We start from the raw sequence: 17,183 nt of genomic DNA on the forward strand, positions 1-17,183 counted from the left end.
CGAGGCTCCTCGAAGGAGGCACACCATGACCGCCGAGATGGTGGCGCCCGCGTGGATGCACACCCAGATCACTGCGGAGCAGTACGACTCCTGGTCCGAAGAACAGTGTGCCGGCATTGAGATCGTGGACGGGATGGTCGTCGTGAGCCCGAGCGCCTCCAAGCGGCACAACCGGCTGGCCCGGATCCTGGCCAATACCCTCGACGCCGCCGCAGGCACGGACTGGAACGCCGACACGGACTTCGACGTCCGTCTGCAGGACGTTCCACTCACCAACCGCCGTCCGGACGTCATCGTCTACCGGGCGGAGACCATCGACCTCACGCCCACCCGCCCCGAACACGTACTCCTGGTCGTCGAGGTCGTGTCGCCCGGCTCGGAGACCACGGACCGGATCGTGAAGGTGGACCAGTACGCCAAGGCCGGCATCCCCTTCTACTGGCGGATCGAGCAGGCCGCCACCGGTGTCCCGATCGTCTACACCTACGTTCTCGACCCCGCCACCAAGGCCTACCGGGACGGCGAGATGTTCACCGGCGTGATCAAGGCTGCCGCACCCTTCCCCGTCACCGTGGACCTGGCAGCCATCTGACGACATTCGTGGGCGCCCGTCAGGAAGTCGACACGAAACCCTCACCGCACCCGCTGATCGCCAGCCCCTCGCCATCCCGTCTCCCCCGAAGGACACTCATAGGCAAGGAAGTTGACGCCGGAGGGGGGACGGGACATGCAGGACGGCCATCGGGCGGAGGCCGAGCGGCTGCTCGCGCGCGCCGTCGAGGAGGAGGTGCGGCGCTCGGGCGGGCGGATCGACGGGCAGGTGCTGCTGTCGCGGGCGCGCGGCGCGCTGGACGCGATGGCGGGCGCGGCCGGCGAGGAGTACGAGGCGTACACCCGGGCGCTGGACGAGGCCGAGGCGGGCCGGCTGACCTTCGGGCAGCGGTACGCCCGCGCGGGCGCCGGCACCGCCCTGCTGGTGGCGGCCGTCGCCGCGGTGGCCGCCGCCGTGGCCGACCTGTCCCTCGGTACCGGTACGGGTACGGCCGTCGGCGCGGGCGTCGCCGCGGGCGTGGTCGGCGCCGCCGCCTCCGTGGTGAGAGTGGCCGGCTCCCATCTGCCCGCCGCGCACCACCACGCGGGCGCGGCCGGCCAGCCCGGCGGGCCCCAGCAGCTGCGGCTGCAGTGGCTGACCGCCCTGGAGGTGCGCGGCATCCGCCCCTTCCTCGACCAGCAGCGGGTGCTCAGCGCGTCCACGGGGCCGAAGAAGACCGGCGGCCCGGCGCTGCGCGGCACGGACAAGAGCGCGGCGGCCCGCCGGCGTACGGTGCTGGAGCAGTCGTTCGGTCAACTCCCCGACGCGGAGGGGCCGTTCGCGGGGCGGCGGGCGGAGGTGGCGCGGATCCGGCAGTGGGCGCAGGCGGCGCGGGCGGCCACGGAGACCCGGCCGACGGTGGTCGTGCTGCACGGCGAGCCCGGCTCCGGCCGGACCACACTCGCGGTACGCGCGGCCCACGAGCTGCGGGACCACTTCCGCGGCGCGGTGGTCGTGGATCTGCGCGGCGGCAGGCGCGAGGAGGCACCGCTGGCGACCCGGGACGCGCTGCTGCATCTGCTCAACCGGCTCGGCGCGCCCCGCGAGCAACTGCTGTTCCGGGAGCGCTCCGCCCCCGACCAGCAGGTCAAGCGGCTCGGCGAGCTGTATCACCGGCATCTGGCCGGCCTGCCGGTGACGATCGTGCTGGACGACGCCTCGGACCCGGAGCAGGTGCGGGCGCTGGTGCCCGAGCGCTCCGACAGCCTGGTCCTGGTGACGGCCCGTACGGCCCTCGATCTGCCCGCGGACCTGCCGGCCTGGGTGCACCACCTGCCGGTCGAGGCGCTGGACGCGGTCGGTGCCGAGGAACTGCTCGGCGCGGCCGCCGAGGACGCCTCGGGTCCGTACGACGCCGAGTCCGCCGAGCGGATCCGCGTGTTGTGCGCGGGGCTGCCGCTGGCGCTCAGGATCGCGGGCTCCGCGCTCGGCCCGCGCTCACCCCGGCAGCTGGCCTCGGACCTGGCGGCGTACGGCCCCGTGGAACCGGTGGAGCGGGCCCTGTGGCTGCGCTACACCGATCAGCCGGAGCCCGCGCGCCGGCTGCTGCGCAGGCTGGCGCTCGCGGGCCGCGCCTCGCTGGGCACCGCCGCGGCCGCCGCCCTGCTCGCGACGGACGAGGCGGAGGCCGCGCGCCATCTGGCCGCCCTCGCCCGGGGCGGCCTCCTCGACCATGTGCGGGGCAGCCGTTACCGGCTGCACGACCTGGTGCGCGCCTTCGCCCAGGCCCGGCTGCTGGACGAGGAGGACCCGGCCGAGCGCACGGCGGCGCAGGAACGGCTGATCGTGAACTACGCCGAGCTGGCCGACTCGGTGCTGCGCCTGGTCGATGGCAACATGTCGACGCGCTCGCACCAGTTCGGCTCGCACGGCTTCCCCTCGCTGGACGAGGCGCTGCGCTGGCTGGACGACGAGTCCAGCTTCATCACCGCGGCCCTGCGGCACGCGGAGGGCGTGGACCAGTCGGCGGTGCAGAACCTGCTGGGCGCACTGTGCGACTACTGCCTGCTGCGCGGCGACCTGTACCGGCTCGGCGAGATCAGCGAGCTGGCACAGTCCGTGGACCAGGGGCTGCTGGTGCGCTCGGTGCAGTGGCGTACCGGTATCGCGGCCCGGCAGCTGGGCGAGCTGGACAAGGCGCGCACCACGCTGGCCTCGGTGGTGGACCTGTACCGGCAGGCGCACCACGACGCGGGAGCGGCCCGCGCCCTGTGCTCGCTCGGCATCACCCTGCACCACCAGGGCAACCTCACCGAGGGCGCGGCCAAGCTGCAGGAGGCGCTGGAGCTGCAGGCGCCACCGGAGCTGGCGACGGACCGGGCCTGGACGATGCACGCGCTGGCCGCCGTCCAGCGCGACCGGGGCCGCCTCGCGGAGGCGCTGGAGCTGCTCACCCGCTCCCTGGTCCTGCACCGCGAGGGCGGCTCGGTGCACGGCGAGGCGTGGGCGCACTTCCAGCTCGGCCAGCTGGCGCTGCGGATGGGCGACGTACCGCGCGCCCGGACGGAGCTGCGGGCGGCCCTGGAGCGGTACGGCCAGACGCACGACGCGCGCGGCGAGGCCTGGGCGCTGACCCAGCTGGCCCGGGCCCGTCTGGTGGCCGGCGACGCCTCACCGGCCGCCGAGGAGCTGCGGCAGGCCGCCGCCCGGCACCGGGAGAACGAGGACGCGCGCGGCGAGGCCTGGAGCCTGTACTACCTGGGCCAGGCGCTGGAGGAGACCGGCGATCTGGACCAGGCGGTGCGCGATCTGGAGCGGTCCCGCACGATGTTCTCCCGGATGCGGGACGTCTACGGCCTGGCCTGCGCCCGGCACCACTCGGCCCGGGTCACCCGCGACCAGCGGGCCGCGCAGACCGGCTCGCTGCGCAACTCCGGCTTCGCCCGGCAGCTCCTCGTGGACGCCCGCGCCGACTTCCAGCGCATCGGCGTCGCCCACGGCGAGGCCTGGACCTGTCTGGAGCTGGCGGTGGTCGACGCGGGCAACGCCCGCACCCAGCAGGCGCTGGCCCTGTCCGACGAGGCGCTGGACCTGTTCGTCTCCTACGGCGACCGGCGCGGCGAGGACTGGGCCCGCTTCCTGCGCTGCACCCTGCTGCCGTACGCGGCGCCGGGCGGGGTGGAGGTGGGCACGGCCGTCGCCCAGGAGGAGCTGTCCCAGCTGTCCCTCGCCGGCCATCCGCTGCGGGACGAGAAACTGACCGACTACGTCTCGGCGTACACCCTGCTGCTGGAGCGCGGCATCAGCCTGGAGGACGGCTGGCAGGCCTGGCGCCTGCACATGACTCCGGACCGCCACGCCCGGGATGTGATGGGGGTGGCGGTACCGGCGGGGCGCTGACGCCGGGGTCAGCCCCGCTTCGCCGCGGAGTCGGCCTTCTCGGCCTGGTTCGCCTCGGCGTCCGAGGACTCCGATGACTCCTTGAAGTCGACCTTGTTCATGTGCTTGCTCATCGACTTCATCAGGCCCCACACCGCCAGGGCCATCACCGCGAAGACGATGAAGCCGAGGACGCCGGGGGTGACCTTGTTCTGGTCGACCTCCTTGGCGAGGGGAACGAGGTGCGTCACTGCCAGGCTCACGCTTGCACTCATGTCAGGCATTGTCGCGGATGCCCGCGAAGAGGTCGTCCTCGGGGAGGGAGGTGTCGACGAGAGACTTCGCCAGTTCGTACTCCTCCGTGGGCCAGACCTCCTTCTGCAGCTCCATCGGCACCTTGAACCAGCCGCCGTCGGGGTCGATCTGCGTGGCGTGCGCGATCAGCGCCTTGTCGCGGATCTCGAAGAAGTCCGCGCACGGAATGTGCGTGGTCAGCGTGCGCTCGGCACGCTCGAACTCGCTCCAGCGCTTGAGCCACTCCCCGTACGGCGACTCCAGGCCGCGGTCGAGCAGCGCCTGGTGCAGCGCCTCGGTGCGGGGGCGGTTGAAGCCCTGGTTGTAGTAGAGCTTCAGCGGCTGGTAGGCCGGGCCGAACTCGCTCTCCGGGTACTTCTCGGTGTCCGCCGCGCCCTCGAACGCCACCATGGAGATCTTGTGGGTCATGATGTGGTCGGGGTGCGGGTAGCCGCCGTTCTCGTCGTAGGTGGTGATCGCCTGCGGGCGGAAGGCGCGGATCTTGCGCACCAGCTCGCCGGCCGCCTTGTCCACGTCCTCCAGGGCGAAGCAGCCCTCGGGCAGCGGCGGCAGCGGGTCGCCCTCGGGCAGGCCCGAGTCGACGAAGCCGAGCCACTCCTGCTTGATCCCGAGAATCTCGCGGGCCTCGTCCATCTCCTTCTTGCGCACCTCGTGGATGTGCTCCTCGATGTACGTGTCGCCCTGGAGCTTGGGATTGAGGATGGACCCGCGCTCTCCGCCGGTGCAGGTCACCACCAGCACGTCCACCCCCTCGGACACGTACTTCGCCATGGTGGCCGCGCCCTTGCTCGACTCGTCGTCGGGGTGCGCGTGAACGGCCATCAGTCGCAGCTGGTCAGTCAAGACTCAATCCTCGGTAACTCGGCGCCCCGTGGTCTCGGCGCGATCGGCGGCTTCTATAGTGACGGAATCGGGGGGCGAATAATTCCGGACCGGTTGCTGCCGAGAGGACGATCATGAGTACGGCGAGCACGCGGCTGCCCGAGGGCCGCTACGGCCGCTCCTCGGACGAGCGTGCCGACCGCAAGCTCAAGATCGCCGGTGCGGTGCTCGGCGCCGCCCTGCTCGCACTGGTCGGCTACTTCGCCTACCACTATGTCGTCGAGAGCAGGATCAGCGCCCAGGTGATCACCTTCGACGCCACGGACAACGCGGTCAAGGTGCATCTGGAGGTCCACAAGGACTCCGGCACCGACGGCTACTGCACCCTGCGCTCGCAGGCGGCGGACGGCTCCGAGGTGGGCCGGGCCGACTTCCGCTTCACCGGGTCGGCCACGCGCATCGACCAGGTCGTCACGCTCCGTACGACGGCGAAGGGCACGACGGCCGAGCTGCTCGGCTGCCACACCGGGTGACGGCAGCGGCACACCGGGGGACGGCAGCCCGAAACGGCTGACGGCAGCCGGACACTCCCCGGCCGTCACCCGGAATACGTACACGCTGACCTGCGTTGATGTAATTCTGATGCCTTATGTCCTCCCCCTTCCGGCCTTGAATTGTTAGGCTCGTGGTTTCGCCCACCCGAGAGGGAACATTCTTCTGGGTAGGGCGATGCTTTGTATTCCCAGTACCGACGAGGAGCACCCTGTGACCCAGACCAGCGAGAACGTCACCTGGCTGACCCAGGAGGCGTACAACAAGCTCAAGGACGAGCTTGAGCACCTTACTGGTCCTGCGCGCACGGAGATCGCCGCCAAGATCGCGGCCGCGCGCGAGGAGGGCGACCTGCGTGAGAACGGCGGGTACCACGCGGCCAAGGAGGAGCAGGGCAAGCAGGAGCTGCGTGTGCGGCAGCTGACCCAGCTTCTTGAGAAGGCCCAGGTGGGCGAGGCTCCGGCCTCCGCCGACGGTGCCGTCGCGCCGGGCATGGTCGTCACGATCGCCTTCGACGGTGACGAGGACGACACGCTGACGTTCCTGCTCGCTTCCCGCGAGTACGCGAGCGCCGACATCGAGACGTACTCGCCGCAGTCCCCGCTCGGTGCCGGTGTCATCGGCCACAAGGTGGGCGAGGACGCGGCGTACGAACTGCCCAACGGCAAGACGGCCTCGGTGAAGATCCTGAAGGCCGATCCGTACTCGGGCTGACCGAGCCCCAGTGACCCCCGAGCCCCCGGTGCCCGCCGATCCGGCCGGACACCGGGGGCTTCGCCATGCCCGAGCCCGTCCCGCGGAGGACGGCATCCAGCGGCCGGCCTCGGGAACGGTCACGGACTAGGCAGCCGACTTCACGGTCACGTCACCGTTCGTCGTGGACAGGTCCAGGCCGTACGTGCCTGACGGGTCATTCGCGAACGCCACGTGCTTCTCGCCGTTGGAGTCGTTCACCGAGATCCGGTACTTGGCGGACGGTGCCGTGACCGTGAGGTTGCCGCTGGTCGTACGGGCCTGGATGTTCTGCGGGGTGGCCGTCCGGATCGTCACCTCGCCGTTCGATGTCTGCGTGTCGATGCCGCCGCCCTTGACGTCCTTGACGTCGACGTCACCGTTGGACGTACGCAGCTTCACCGGGCCGGTCGCGTTGGTCACCGCGATCTCACCGTTGCTCGTGTGCACGTCGACCGTGCCGACTTCGCTCAGTGTGAGGTCACCGTTGGAGCTGCCTCCCGTCACCGGAAGACCGGCAGGCACCTTGACGATGTAGTCGACACCGCAGTTCCTGCCGCAGCCGGAGAGCGTCAGGACGCCGTTGCTGACGCGGAAGGACGTACCGCTCGGCTTGTCACCGCGGTAGTTGACCTTGCGGTGCACGGAGACGGTGGAGGCGTCGGCCGAAGCGTCCACCTTCACATCCCCGTCCCTGCTGTCGACACGGATCGAGGTGACTCTCTGCGACACCTTGGTGTCGTCCTTGAAGGTCTTCTGGCTGAGCGTCGAGCATGCGGACAGCCCGCCGGCAGTGAGAGCAGCCAGAGCCACCGCTGTGAGAATGCGCGTCTGCGGGCGTCGCATGAAAGTCCCCCGTGTGGAGCGAGTTGAATCGTCGATCGGTCACCGGGATCCTACGGAGCCGCACTCCCGCTCTCACTGGGGAAAACCCCCCAATGCGCGCCCAGATCGGCGAGGCCGGCACGGGGTGCCGCAGGGGCCAGGCGCCGGGAGAGCCATCAACCGGCCGCCGAGCGGTACTTGCGGACCGCGAGCGTGCGGAAGACCGCGATGATCGCAATCGAGTAGAGGAACGAGGCCCAGACCGGATGCTCCATGGGCCAGGCGTGCGAGGGGGAGACGCCGGGGTCGCCGAAGAGCCGACGGCACGCCTGGACGGTGGCGCTGAAGGGGTTCCACTCGGCGATGTGCCGCAGCCAGGGCGTCATCTTGCTGGAGTCCACGAAGGCGTTGGACAGGAAGGTCACCGGGAACAGCCAGATCAGACCACCCGAAGTCGCCGCTTCCGGGGTACGCACGGAGAGCCCGATGACGGCGCCGATCCAGGTGAAGGCGTACCCCAGGAGGAGCAGCAGACCAAAGGCGGCGAGCACCTTGCCGACGTTCGTGGAGCCGACCGATCCGGCCCGCCAGCCGACCAGCAGGGCGACCACGGCCAGCACCACCATCGTCACCGCCGTCTGCACCAGGTCGGCGAGGGTACGCCCGGTGAGCACCGCCCCGCGCGCCATCGGCAGGGAGCGGAAGCGGTCGATGAGGCCCTTGTGCATGTCGTCGGCGATGCCCGCACCGGCGCCCGCCGTGGCGAACGTGACGGTCTGCGCGAAGATCCCCGCCATCAGGAAGTTCTTGTAGACGTCCGGGTCGGTGCTGTTGCCGATCTTCATCGATCCGCCGAAGACGTACGTGAAGAGGACCACGAACATCACCGGCTGGACCAGGCCGAACAGGACCATCTCAGGAATTCGGGTCATCCGGATCAGGTTCCGTCGGGCGATCACCAGGGAATCGTTCACGGCACTCACTTCGCGGCCTCCTCGCCGTTCTTCGCGTGACTCGCGTCCTGGCCGTCCTGGCCGTCCTGGCCCGCGGCTTCGGCCACGTGCCCCGTCAGCGACAGGAAGACGTCGTCCAGGGTCGGGCGGCGCAGCCCGATGTCGTCCATCTCGATCCCGCGGGTGTCCAGCTCGCGGATGATCTCGGCGAGCAGCTTGGCGCCGCCGGTGACGGGGACCGTGAGTTTGCGGGTGTGCTCCTCCACCGTGACCTCGCCCTTGCCGAAGCCGCGCAGCACCTCGGCGGCGCTCGCGATGTGGTCGCGCTCGTGCACCACGACCTCGACGCGCTCGCCGCCGGTGCGGGCCTTGAGCTGGTCGGAGGTGCCCTGGGCGATGACCCGGCCGTGGTCGACCACCGCGATGTCGTGAGCGAGGTGGTCGGCCTCCTCCAGATACTGGGTGGTCAGCAGCAGGGTCGTACCGCCGGAGACGAGCTGTTCGATGACCTCCCACAGCTGCTGGCGGTTGCGCGGGTCGAGGCCGGTCGTCGGCTCGTCCATGAACATCACCGGCGGCGAGACCACGAGGGCCGCGGCGAGGTCGAGGCGGCGGCGCATGCCTCCGGAGTAGGTCTTGGCGGGGCGGTCGGCGGCGTCCGCGAGGTTGAACTGCTCCAGCAGCTCCGCAGCGCGCGCCTTGGCCGCCTTGTGCTTCATCTGGTAGAGCTGCCCGACCATCTGCAGGTTCTCCCGGCCGGTCAGATACTCGTCGACCGCGGCGAACTGGCCGGACAGGCCGATCGAGCGACGCACTGTGTCGGGATGCTTCAGCACGTCCACGCCCGCCACGACCGCCTTGCCGCTGTCGGGGCGCAGCAGGGTCGTCAGGCAGCGGACGGTCGTCGTCTTGCCGGCGCCGTTCGGCCCGAGCAGGCCGAGGACGGTGCCCTCGGGCACGTCAAGGTCTACGCCGTCGAGAGCCCTTACGTCACCAAAGGTCTTGACCAGGCCTTCGGCATGGATGGCGCCTGGCATGTCTGCCTCCACGTCCTTGGGGTTCGTCGCCCGGTATCTCAGTCGTCCGGGATTCTGTCGTCCGGGATTCCTCGGAAAGGCCAGGTTTGCGGGCGCGGAGCCGCCCCTGATTTACGGGTGCGGGAAAGCGCCGCGACGGCCACGCCACACACCATAACGCGATGTATCGCGTTCCTCAATGGGTTTGTCCGGTGTTGACTCGAACGAGTGTCCCGGACCTGCGATGCGAGGGGCCAAGGGTTGTGGGGCGGGGCGGGGCGGGGGGCGAAGGCTCTAGCTAGACGATGACCGTGTAACCGGCGTCCCGCAGGGCCTGGCCGACCTCGGCGCAGTGTGCCGGGCCCTTCGTCTCGAGGTGCAGCTCCACCTCCGCCTCCGTGAGCCCGAGCCGGGGGTCGGTTCGTACGTGGCTCACGTCGAGGACATTGGCGTCGACGACTGACAACACCCCGAGCAGCGTGGCGAGGGCGCCCGGGCGGTCCGTGAGCCGGAGCCGAACGGCCAGGTAGCGGCCCTGCGCGGCCATGCCGTGCCGCAGCACGCGCTCCATCAGGACCGGGTCCACGTTCCCGCCGGAGAGCACCGCGACGACCGGCCCCTCGAAGGCGTCCGGCGCGGCCAGCAGCGCCGCGACCGGGCTCGCCCCGGCCGGTTCCACGACCAGCTTGGCCCGCTCCAGGCACAGCAGCAGCGCCGCCGACAGCTGGTCCTCGCTGACGGTGCGCACCTCGTCGACCAGATCGCTGATGATCCCGAACGGCACCAGACCCGGCCGCCCCACCTTGATGCCGTCGGCCATCGTCGCCGGATTCTCCACCGACACCGGGTGCCCGGCGGCCAGCGAGGGCGGGTAGGCCGCCGCGCCCTCCGCCTGCACACCGACGATCCTGACGTCCGGCCGTATCGCCTTCACCGCCACCGCGATCCCGGCCGCGAGCCCGCCGCCGCCGATCCCGACGACGATCGTGCGCACCTCCGGGCACTGCTCCAGGATCTCCAGGCCGACCGTGCCCTGACCGGCGATGATGTCCGGGTGGTCGAAGGGGTGGATGAACACCGCGCCGGTCTCGGCCGCGTACTCCTCGGCGGCGGCCAGCGTCTCGTCGACCACCTGGCCGTGCAGACGCACCTCGGCGCCGTAGTCCCGGGTCGCGCTGATCTTCGGCAACGGCGCGCCCTTCGGCATGAACACGGTCGAGTGCACGCCGAGCAGCGCGGAGGCCAGCGCCACGCCCTGCGCGTGGTTCCCGGCGCTCGCGGCCACCACCCCGGCCGCCCGCTCCTCCGGCAGCAGCCCGGCGATCCGGATGTAGGCGCCGCGCAGCTTGAACGAGCCGGTCCGCTGAAGGTTCTCGCACTTCAGCTGCACCGGTGCACCGATCAGCTGGGACAGGTACCGACTGCCCTCCATCGCCGTCACCCGTGCGACGCCCGAGAGCATCTTCCGGGCTCCGCGCACATCGTCGAGAGTGACGGAACGCAAGGAGTCAGTCGTGCCGTAGCTCATGACTCCAGCATCGCAGTTCACGGTCGTACACGACGGGTGTGACCAAGCTCCGAGACCGGTTTGTGCAGCGCCGGTACGGCCCGCCGCCGGGCCGCGTACCCTGTCCCCCAACCCAGCAGCCCTTCATGAAGCGAGCCTCCGGCCATGCCCACAACACCTGAAATGTCGATGGACATGACGACCGTCGGTGACACCGGTCTTCTCGACACCCTCCAGCACGAGGTGGCGGTGTTCGCCCGCCGTGCCGAACAGACGCGGCTCGGGGGTGTCGGGCAGGTGCGCAACTCCATGGACCGGGCGGCCTATCTGCTGCTCAACCGCCTCGACAAGGAAGGCCCGATGGGCGTCAAGGCGCTCGCCGCGAGCATGGGCATCGACTCCTCCACGGTCACCCGCCAGGTGGCTCCGCTGGTCGACACCGGGCTCGTCAAGCGCACCTCGCACCCCGAGGACGGGCGTGCCGTGGTGCTGCAGCTGTCCCCGCGCGGGGTGGCCCGGCTGGAGGAAGTGCGCTCCTCCCGGCGTCAGCTGATGGCCGAGCTGACGCAGGACTGGGCCCCGGAGGAGCGCGAGCAGTTCTGCACGCTCCTGACCCGCTTCAACCGCGCGCTGTCCGCCCGGATGACGGTGCAGGGGCCCGTGTCGGACCAGCCTCCGGCGTCCTGAACCGCGGCGGCCGCCACAGCCACTGCGGCCACACGCAGCCGCCACACCGGCCGCGGCCACTACGGCCACAACGGGCACCGGCCGCCCCGGCGCCTCCCCGCCCGCACCGGTCGGTGCCGGAGTCTTGACCCCGGGCCCGCCCTGGCCTCATATGAGACCGGGTCCTGTGTCGTACGCGGTTTACCTGTCCCGTACCGGACAGGGCTCCGCAGGGGGAGGCGCGGTGCGTGATCGGCAGGTGTCCCGAGGTACCCGCCGGGCCCGGGAGTTCGAGGCGTTCGTCGCGGGCGCGGCCGGGCGACTGCTGCATGCCGCCACACTGCTCACGGCGGAGGCGCCGGACGCCAACCCGCGCGCGCGGCGTCTGCTGGCACACGCGCTCGCCCACACCTACGCGCGCTGGGACCGGCTGCACGGCGAGGACCCGTACGACTGTGCCCGCCAGTACCTCGCCACGCGCTTCGCACGCGCGACCTGGCACCAGTACGTGCACCAGTACCTCCACCCGTACGTCGCTTTCGGCCGCGCCCGCCCGGATCCACGCAGCCCGCTCGCCGCGCTCACCCCGCAGGAACGACTGATCCTCGTACTGCGCCTCTACGAAGGCGTCGCCGAAGAACAGACGGCGGCCCTCCTCGGTCTGCCGACGGAACGCATTCACACCATGTGCGACCGCGCGACAGCCACCTTGCTGCATCCGGCCCGCCCGACGCCCCCGAGAACAGCGGGCCCGAAGGTGGCACCGTCGTGACGGGGTGGGGTGCCGTGAGGAGATGGGAGGCCAGGGGGGAGCCGGGCGTCATGAGGGGTCCCGGCGCAGAGAGCCTCAGGGGCGTCGCGGGTGCCTTGAGCGTGGACGGCCCTCGCGGCACGTACGGCCCTCGGGGCGCGGTGATATCGGGCCCTCGGCGTATGTGGAGGGCGGGGTGAACCGGGCCGAGCGGGAAGCTGCGGCGCGGCAGATCATGGAGCGGACGCCGGCGCCGGTGCCGCCGGACCTGTGCGCCGAGGCGGTGCGCCGTGGCGAGCGCCTGCTGCGGCGCAGGCTGCTCGTCCGCCGGGTGCTGTGGCTGCTGGCCTGTGCCGCGGCCGTCGCGTTCAGCGTGTGGGCGGCCCGGGTGCACCCGTGGGTGGAGCCGCCCTCCCAGACGACACCGCCGGTCACCGGCTGGTGAGCCGAGCCGCCGGTCCGACGGGGTATGCCGTCGGACCGGCGACCGGCCACCGCCCGGCGGGAACCGGGTCCGTTCGGCTAGCCCAGGGCCTGCTGCAGGTCTGCCAGCAGGTCGTCGACGTTCTCGATGCCCACGGACAGGCGGACCAGGTCGCCCGGGACCTCCAGGGCGGAGCCCACCACGGAGGCGTGGGTCATACGGCCGGGGTGCTCGATGAGGGACTCGACGCCGCCGAGCGACTCGCCGAGGGTGAAGACCTTGGCGCGGTTGCACACCTCGACCGCCGCCTCCTCGCCGCCCTCGACGCGGAAGGACACCATGCCGCCGAACGCCTTCATCTGCTTCGAGGCGACCTCGTGGCCGGGGTGCTCGGGCAGGCCCGGGTAGAGCACCTGCGTCACGCGCGCGTGCCGGGTCAGCATGTCGGCGATCTTCGTGGCGTTCTCGCTGTGCCGGTCCATCCGCACCGCGAGGGTCTTGGCGCCGCGCAGCACCAGCCAGGAGTCGAAGGGACCGGCGACGGCGCCCATCGCGTTCTGGTGGTACGCCAGCTCCTCGCCGAGACCCTGGTCGGCGGTGATCAGCGCGCCGCCGACCACGTCCGAGTGACCGCCCATGTACTTGGTCAGGGAGTGGACGACGACGTCCGCGCCGAGCGACAGCGGCTGCTGGAGGTACGGCGTGGCGAAGGTGTTGTCGACGACGAGCTTCGCGCCCGCGTCGTGCGCGACCTGAGCGACGGCGGCGATGTCGGTGATGCCGAGCAGCGGGTTGGAGGGGGTCTCCACCCAGACGGCCTTGGTCTTCGGGGTGATCGCGGCACGTACGGCGGCCGGGTCGCTGGTGTCGGCGACCGACCACTCCACGCCCCAGCGGGTCACGACCTTGGCGAAGAGGCGGAACGTGCCGCCGTAGGCGTCGTTCGGGATCACCACGTGGTCACCGGGGCTGAGCAGCGTGCGCAGCAGGGTGTCCTCGGCCGCCAGGCCGGACGCGAAGGCGAGGCCGCGGCGGCCGCCCTCCAGCGCGGCGAGGTTCTCCTCAAGGGCGGTGCGGGTGGGGTTGGCGCTGCGGCTGTACTCATAGCCGCCGCGCAGCCCGCCGACGCCGTCCTGCTTGTAGGTCGAGACCTGGTAGATCGGCGGGACGACCGCGCCGGTGAGGGGATCCGCGGTGTTGCCCGCGTGGATCGCGAGGGTCTCGAAATGCTGACTGATGTGCCTGTCGCTCATGTGCACCGAGCGTAGCCCGCTCGGCCGGTCGCTGACGTCCCCGAGGCGAGGGGAGCTCCAGACGGAGGGATTTCCCTGTGTGGGCCGAGCCTTGTGCGGGCCGGGCCTTGTCCCGGGCGGCCCGGCCGTCGGGCCTTCCTGCGATGACCTTCCTGCCATGACCTTCCTGTCATGGCCTTCCTGTCATGACCCGGACCGGAGTTTTCCACAGCCTGGTGGCGGGGTTCGCCATTTGTCGGCGGCGTCTGGTTCGCTTGGTGCATGGCGATTCTCTGGCTGCTGATGGCGCTGCTCATGCTGAGCTTCGTGCTGCTCCCGCTCATGCGGCGCAGGCGCGGGGTGATCGAGCAGGTTCCCCCGGGACACCCGGACGCCGCCGACCCGGCGGCCTACGGCTTCGTGCGCCAGGAAGAGCTGGACGTGCGCATGCCCGGCCCGGACCAGGACCTGCTGGACGTCCTGGAGTTGGTGCAGCGCACACAGGATTATCGCGCGGCCTCCCAGCTGCTGGCCGGCACCGAGTCCGCGGGAGAGCGGCGCTGGCAGCGGGTGCAGGCCTTCGCGGGAGCCGCGGCGCTGGAGCTGCAGCAGCGGCCCGGCGGGGTGCACGAGACGCCGGGTGGCCAGTGGCTGCGGGTGTGGCGGGCCGAGCAGCCCAAGGACGCGGGCGCCGCCGCCGTCTACGCGGAGTTCCTGGTGCAGCAGGCCTGGCGGACGTCGACGCCGGGCACGGACGACTTCCGGATCATCATGGAGGAGGCCAGAGACGCGTGCGGGCAGGCGGCGCTGCTGGCCCCCGGCGACCCGGTGCCGTACATCATCGAGCTGTCCATCGCCCGCGGACTCGCCTACTCGCAGGCCGAGTTCGACCAGCTGTGGCTGAAGATCCTCGACCGGGCCCCGCATCACATGGGCGCGCATCTGGCCGCGCTGCACTACTGGTGCGAGAAGTGGCACGGCTCGCGCGAGCAGGCGTACTCCTTCGCCGAGGCCGCCGCGGCCCGCGCCCCGCAGGGCTCGCTGCTCGCCGCGCTCCCGCTGTTCGCGGTCTACGAACACCTCCCCGAGGTGAACCTGGTGGCGAGCTTCTACCAGAGCGAGGTCGTCACCAAGGCGATGCACGGCGCCCTGCACGCGGTGCACGCCGCCCGCCCCGACGACCCGATGCTCGCGCACGTCCGCCATCTGCTGGTCTTCTTCCTGGTCCGCGCCGAGCGCTGGCAGGAGGCCATGCACCAGCTGATACACGTCGACGGGCACATCGGCGCGCTGCCCTGGATCCTGTCCGCCGACCCGGCCGCCGAGTTCGCCGTCTACCGCGCCCTGGCGGTGGCCGGTTACGAGGCCAACGGGGGCAGCCCGGCCACGCTGCCCGGCTGAGCCACCGGCGCCGGCCCGCGGCCACCCTGCCCGGCTGCCCGAACAGCGGCAGCCGGGTGCCCCGCCCCTCCCTGGCCACGAGCGGCACCCCAGCGCCCCTCCCCCACCGGGCCGCCGACCGCCGCCCCGGTGACCCATCCCCCTGAGCCACCAGCTGCCACCACCGGCGTACCTCGTCCGTCCCACCCGGTGCCCCAGCCGCTGTGAGCCCGGTGCCCCCGCCGCCCGGCGCCGCCCGGTCTCGAATCCGCGTTGCCCTGCTGACCTGCGGTAGGGCATACTCCGGCATCCCCCCACACCGCACCACACACACCGGCCGCCGTCGCCTCGGCACGTGCCGCGTGGTGTCGGCTGCACCGTTGTCCTGGTCCTGTGTTTTCCGAGGTCCTGTGGGGGGATCTGCCCGATGGGCGCAACTCTGCGCGCGCTGCGTGCTCTCGTTCTGCTGCTCGGTTTCCATCTGCTGAGCCTCGTACTGCTTGCGGCACTGCTCGGTCTCGATGTCGTCGCGTTCAGCTGGGGGCACGGCCTGGTCGCCGTGAAGATCGCCATCGTGTCGGTGCTGCTCGCCGCCCCCGTCGTGCGCGGCATGTTCATGCTGCGCACGCCCAAGGGCGAGGGCGAGCCCGGCATCCCGGTCACCGAGGCCACCGAGCCCCGGCTGTGGGCCCTCGTCCGGGACGTCGCGGCCGCGGCCGGCACCCGAGTCCCCGACCGGATCCTGCTCACCGGCGACGTCAACGCGTCCGTCAGCGAGGAGCCGCGGCTGCTCGGCCTGCTCCCCGGACCGCGCCGCCTGCACCTCGGCGTTCCGCTGATGACCGGCCTGACCGAAGCCCAGTTGCGGGCCGTACTCGCCCATGAATACGGCCACTTCACCGGCGGCGACACCCGGCTGTCCGCGCTGGTCGTGCGTGGCCGGGTACAACTCGCCCGGGTCATCGGGCAGTTCCACGCCCAGGCGGACGGCAAGGTGGCCGCCGAACGGGCCCGGCAGGAGCAGGCCGCGGCCAGGCGGATCGCCAAGGGCAAGAAGGCCAAGCAGGTCGACGCCTCCGGGTCCGGGGCGACGTACCGCCTGATGGCGGCGATCTACACCGCGTACGCCAAGCTCTACATGCGTGCCTCGCTCTCCACGGCACGCGGTCAGGAGTTCGCCGCCGACCTGTCCGCCGCACGGGTCGCCGGACGCGACGCGACGGCGTCGGCGCTGCGCGAGATCCCGGTGTTGTCCGCCTCCCACGGCTTCTACCTCGACTCCTACGCCACCCTGGGTCTGCAGGCCGGACTGCTGCCGCCGCGCGGCGAGTTCTTCGGCGGCTTCGGAAAGCTGCTGACGGCCCGTGAGCCGGAACTGGTGCGGCTGCGCACGGAGTTGCCGGAGGAGCCGACGTCGCCGTACGACTCCCACCCGCCGATCGCCGAACGCGTGCGCCGGATCGAGGCGCTGCCCGCCGACGGACGCACCGAGGATGCCAAGGGCGCGGCGCTCGCCCTCCTCACCGACCCGGAGCGGACCCTGGCCGCGCTGGAGGAGGCCGTGCTGGTCGACGAGGTGCTCGCCTTCCGGCGCACCGCCGACTGGGCGGAGCTGCTGGACGCCTCGATGGCGGCGGGCCTGTCCTCGGCGAACACCCCGCTGCACCGGGCCCTGGCCGCCTGCACCGGGCAGCGGCCGACGCTGGCCTCGCTGCTGGAGGTCATCGACGAGGGCCGGTTGTGGCAGCTGGCCGAGCAGCTGCCGCTGTCGGAGGAGGCGGCAGCGGCGAAGGGGCGGGCGTTCCGCGAGTTCGCACGGCCCGTGATGCGCGGTTCGGTGCGGACGATGGTGCTGGCCGAGTTCAGCGCGCGTGCGCTGCTGCACTGGGAGTTCTCCTGGTCCAGCCCGGCCGCCGTACGACTGCCGGGCTGGGGCTCGCAGACCACGCGGAACGACGGCCCCGAAGCGGCACTGGACGCGGCGGTGGCCGCGGCACTCGCCGACCACCCCGACACCGCGCCCCTCAGGGCCCTGCTGCCACCGGCGACACAGAACGCCTGACCAGCACGTATCCGACCAGCACGTTCACGCCGCCGA

The 17,183-nt window shown here is 71.5% G+C and carries 16 protein-coding genes; 9 read left to right on the forward strand and 7 right to left on the reverse strand.

Going from position 1 to position 17,183, the window contains the following annotated elements:
* Nucleotides 1–25 precede the first annotated feature (25 nt).
* Together AB5L52_RS16620 and AB5L52_RS16625 are read left to right on the forward strand one after the other, a co-directional pair.
* Entirely contained in the window at nt 26–592 is a 567-nt protein-coding gene (locus AB5L52_RS16620) for a Uma2 family endonuclease (protein WP_369364780.1), read from the forward strand.
* A gap of 135 nt (nt 593–727) precedes the next feature.
* Complete coding sequence (locus tag AB5L52_RS16625) at nt 728–3,931, forward strand: tetratricopeptide repeat protein (RefSeq protein WP_369364782.1); 3,204 nt, start codon at nt 728–730, stop codon at nt 3,929–3,931.
* Nucleotides 3,932–3,939: 8 nt separating this feature from the next.
* Here the strand turns inward: AB5L52_RS16625 and AB5L52_RS16630 are convergent, their stop codons facing one another.
* Entirely contained in the window at nt 3,940–4,194 is a 255-nt protein-coding gene (locus tag AB5L52_RS16630) for a hypothetical protein (protein WP_369364784.1), read from the reverse strand.
* Entirely contained in the window at nt 4,187–5,068 is an 882-nt protein-coding gene (gene mca / locus AB5L52_RS16635) for a mycothiol conjugate amidase Mca (RefSeq protein WP_351021215.1), read from the reverse strand. Before mca ends, AB5L52_RS16630 begins: the two co-directional genes overlap by 8 nt.
* 113 nt (nt 5,069–5,181) lie before the next feature.
* Between mca and AB5L52_RS16640 the strand changes: the two genes are divergently transcribed.
* The gene (locus AB5L52_RS16640) at nt 5,182–5,580 is read left to right on the forward strand and encodes a DUF4307 domain-containing protein (RefSeq protein ID WP_351021217.1); all 399 of its coding nucleotides are present in this window, start codon (nt 5,182–5,184) and stop codon (nt 5,578–5,580) included.
* Between the two features lie 232 nt (nt 5,581–5,812).
* Nucleotides 5,813–6,313, forward strand: a complete 501-nt coding sequence (greA, locus tag AB5L52_RS16645; protein ID WP_351021218.1) for a transcription elongation factor GreA — start codon at nt 5,813–5,815, stop codon at nt 6,311–6,313.
* A 126-nt stretch (nt 6,314–6,439) separates the two neighbouring features.
* Here greA and AB5L52_RS16650 read toward each other — a convergent pair whose 3' ends face one another.
* The 4 genes from AB5L52_RS16650 to ilvA all read right to left on the reverse strand — a co-directional run bounded on the left by AB5L52_RS16650 (nt 6,440) and on the right by ilvA (nt 10,653).
* The gene (locus AB5L52_RS16650; protein ID WP_369364786.1) at nt 6,440–7,144 is read right to left on the reverse strand and encodes a DUF4097 domain-containing protein; all 705 of its coding nucleotides are present in this window, start codon (nt 7,142–7,144) and stop codon (nt 6,440–6,442) included.
* 188 nt (nt 7,145–7,332) lie between these two features.
* On the reverse strand, nt 7,333–8,139 hold the full coding sequence (locus AB5L52_RS16655; RefSeq protein WP_369364788.1) for an ABC transporter permease: 807 nt from the start codon (nt 8,137–8,139) through the stop codon (nt 7,333–7,335).
* Nucleotides 8,136–9,146 (reverse strand): ATP-binding cassette domain-containing protein, encoded by a 1,011-nt coding sequence (locus AB5L52_RS16660; protein ID WP_369364789.1) that lies wholly within the window; start codon nt 9,144–9,146, stop codon nt 8,136–8,138. The genes AB5L52_RS16655 and AB5L52_RS16660 overlap by 4 nt, the downstream gene beginning before the upstream one ends.
* Nucleotides 9,147–9,423: 277 nt before the next feature.
* Nucleotides 9,424–10,653 (reverse strand): threonine ammonia-lyase, encoded by a 1,230-nt coding sequence (ilvA, locus tag AB5L52_RS16665; RefSeq protein WP_369364791.1) that lies wholly within the window; start codon nt 10,651–10,653, stop codon nt 9,424–9,426.
* Between the two features lie 162 nt (nt 10,654–10,815).
* Between ilvA and AB5L52_RS16670 the strand changes: the two genes are divergently transcribed.
* The 3 genes from AB5L52_RS16670 to AB5L52_RS16680 all read left to right on the forward strand — a co-directional run bounded on the left by AB5L52_RS16670 (nt 10,816) and on the right by AB5L52_RS16680 (nt 12,494).
* Nucleotides 10,816–11,319, forward strand: coding sequence for a MarR family transcriptional regulator (locus AB5L52_RS16670; RefSeq protein ID WP_351021644.1), 504 nt, complete (start codon nt 10,816–10,818; stop codon nt 11,317–11,319).
* 223 nt (nt 11,320–11,542) lie between these two features.
* Nucleotides 11,543–12,070, forward strand: coding sequence for a sigma factor-like helix-turn-helix DNA-binding protein (locus AB5L52_RS16675; protein WP_351561791.1), 528 nt, complete (start codon nt 11,543–11,545; stop codon nt 12,068–12,070).
* 175 nt (nt 12,071–12,245) lie between these two features.
* Nucleotides 12,246–12,494 (forward strand): hypothetical protein, encoded by a 249-nt coding sequence (locus AB5L52_RS16680; protein ID WP_351021230.1) that lies wholly within the window; start codon nt 12,246–12,248, stop codon nt 12,492–12,494.
* Nucleotides 12,495–12,571: 77 nt separating this feature from the next.
* Here the strand turns inward: AB5L52_RS16680 and AB5L52_RS16685 are convergent, their stop codons facing one another.
* Nucleotides 12,572–13,726 (reverse strand): cystathionine gamma-synthase, encoded by a 1,155-nt coding sequence (locus tag AB5L52_RS16685; RefSeq protein WP_351021232.1) that lies wholly within the window; start codon nt 13,724–13,726, stop codon nt 12,572–12,574.
* Nucleotides 13,727–13,987: 261 nt separating this feature from the next.
* Here AB5L52_RS16685 and AB5L52_RS16690 point away from each other — a divergent pair, with 261 nt between their 5' ends.
* Nucleotides 13,988–15,106, forward strand: a complete 1,119-nt coding sequence (locus tag AB5L52_RS16690) for a hypothetical protein (RefSeq protein WP_351021233.1) — start codon at nt 13,988–13,990, stop codon at nt 15,104–15,106.
* Nucleotides 15,107–15,512: 406 nt separating this feature from the next.
* A complete protein-coding gene (locus AB5L52_RS16695; RefSeq protein ID WP_369364794.1) occupies nt 15,513–17,147 on the forward strand; it encodes a M48 family metalloprotease in 1,635 nt (544 codons plus the stop codon).
* The last annotated feature ends 36 nt before the right edge of the window (nt 17,148–17,183 follow it).

This window comes from Streptomyces sp. CG4 (assembly GCF_041080655.1).
Classification (GTDB): domain Bacteria; phylum Actinomycetota; class Actinomycetes; order Streptomycetales; family Streptomycetaceae; genus Streptomyces.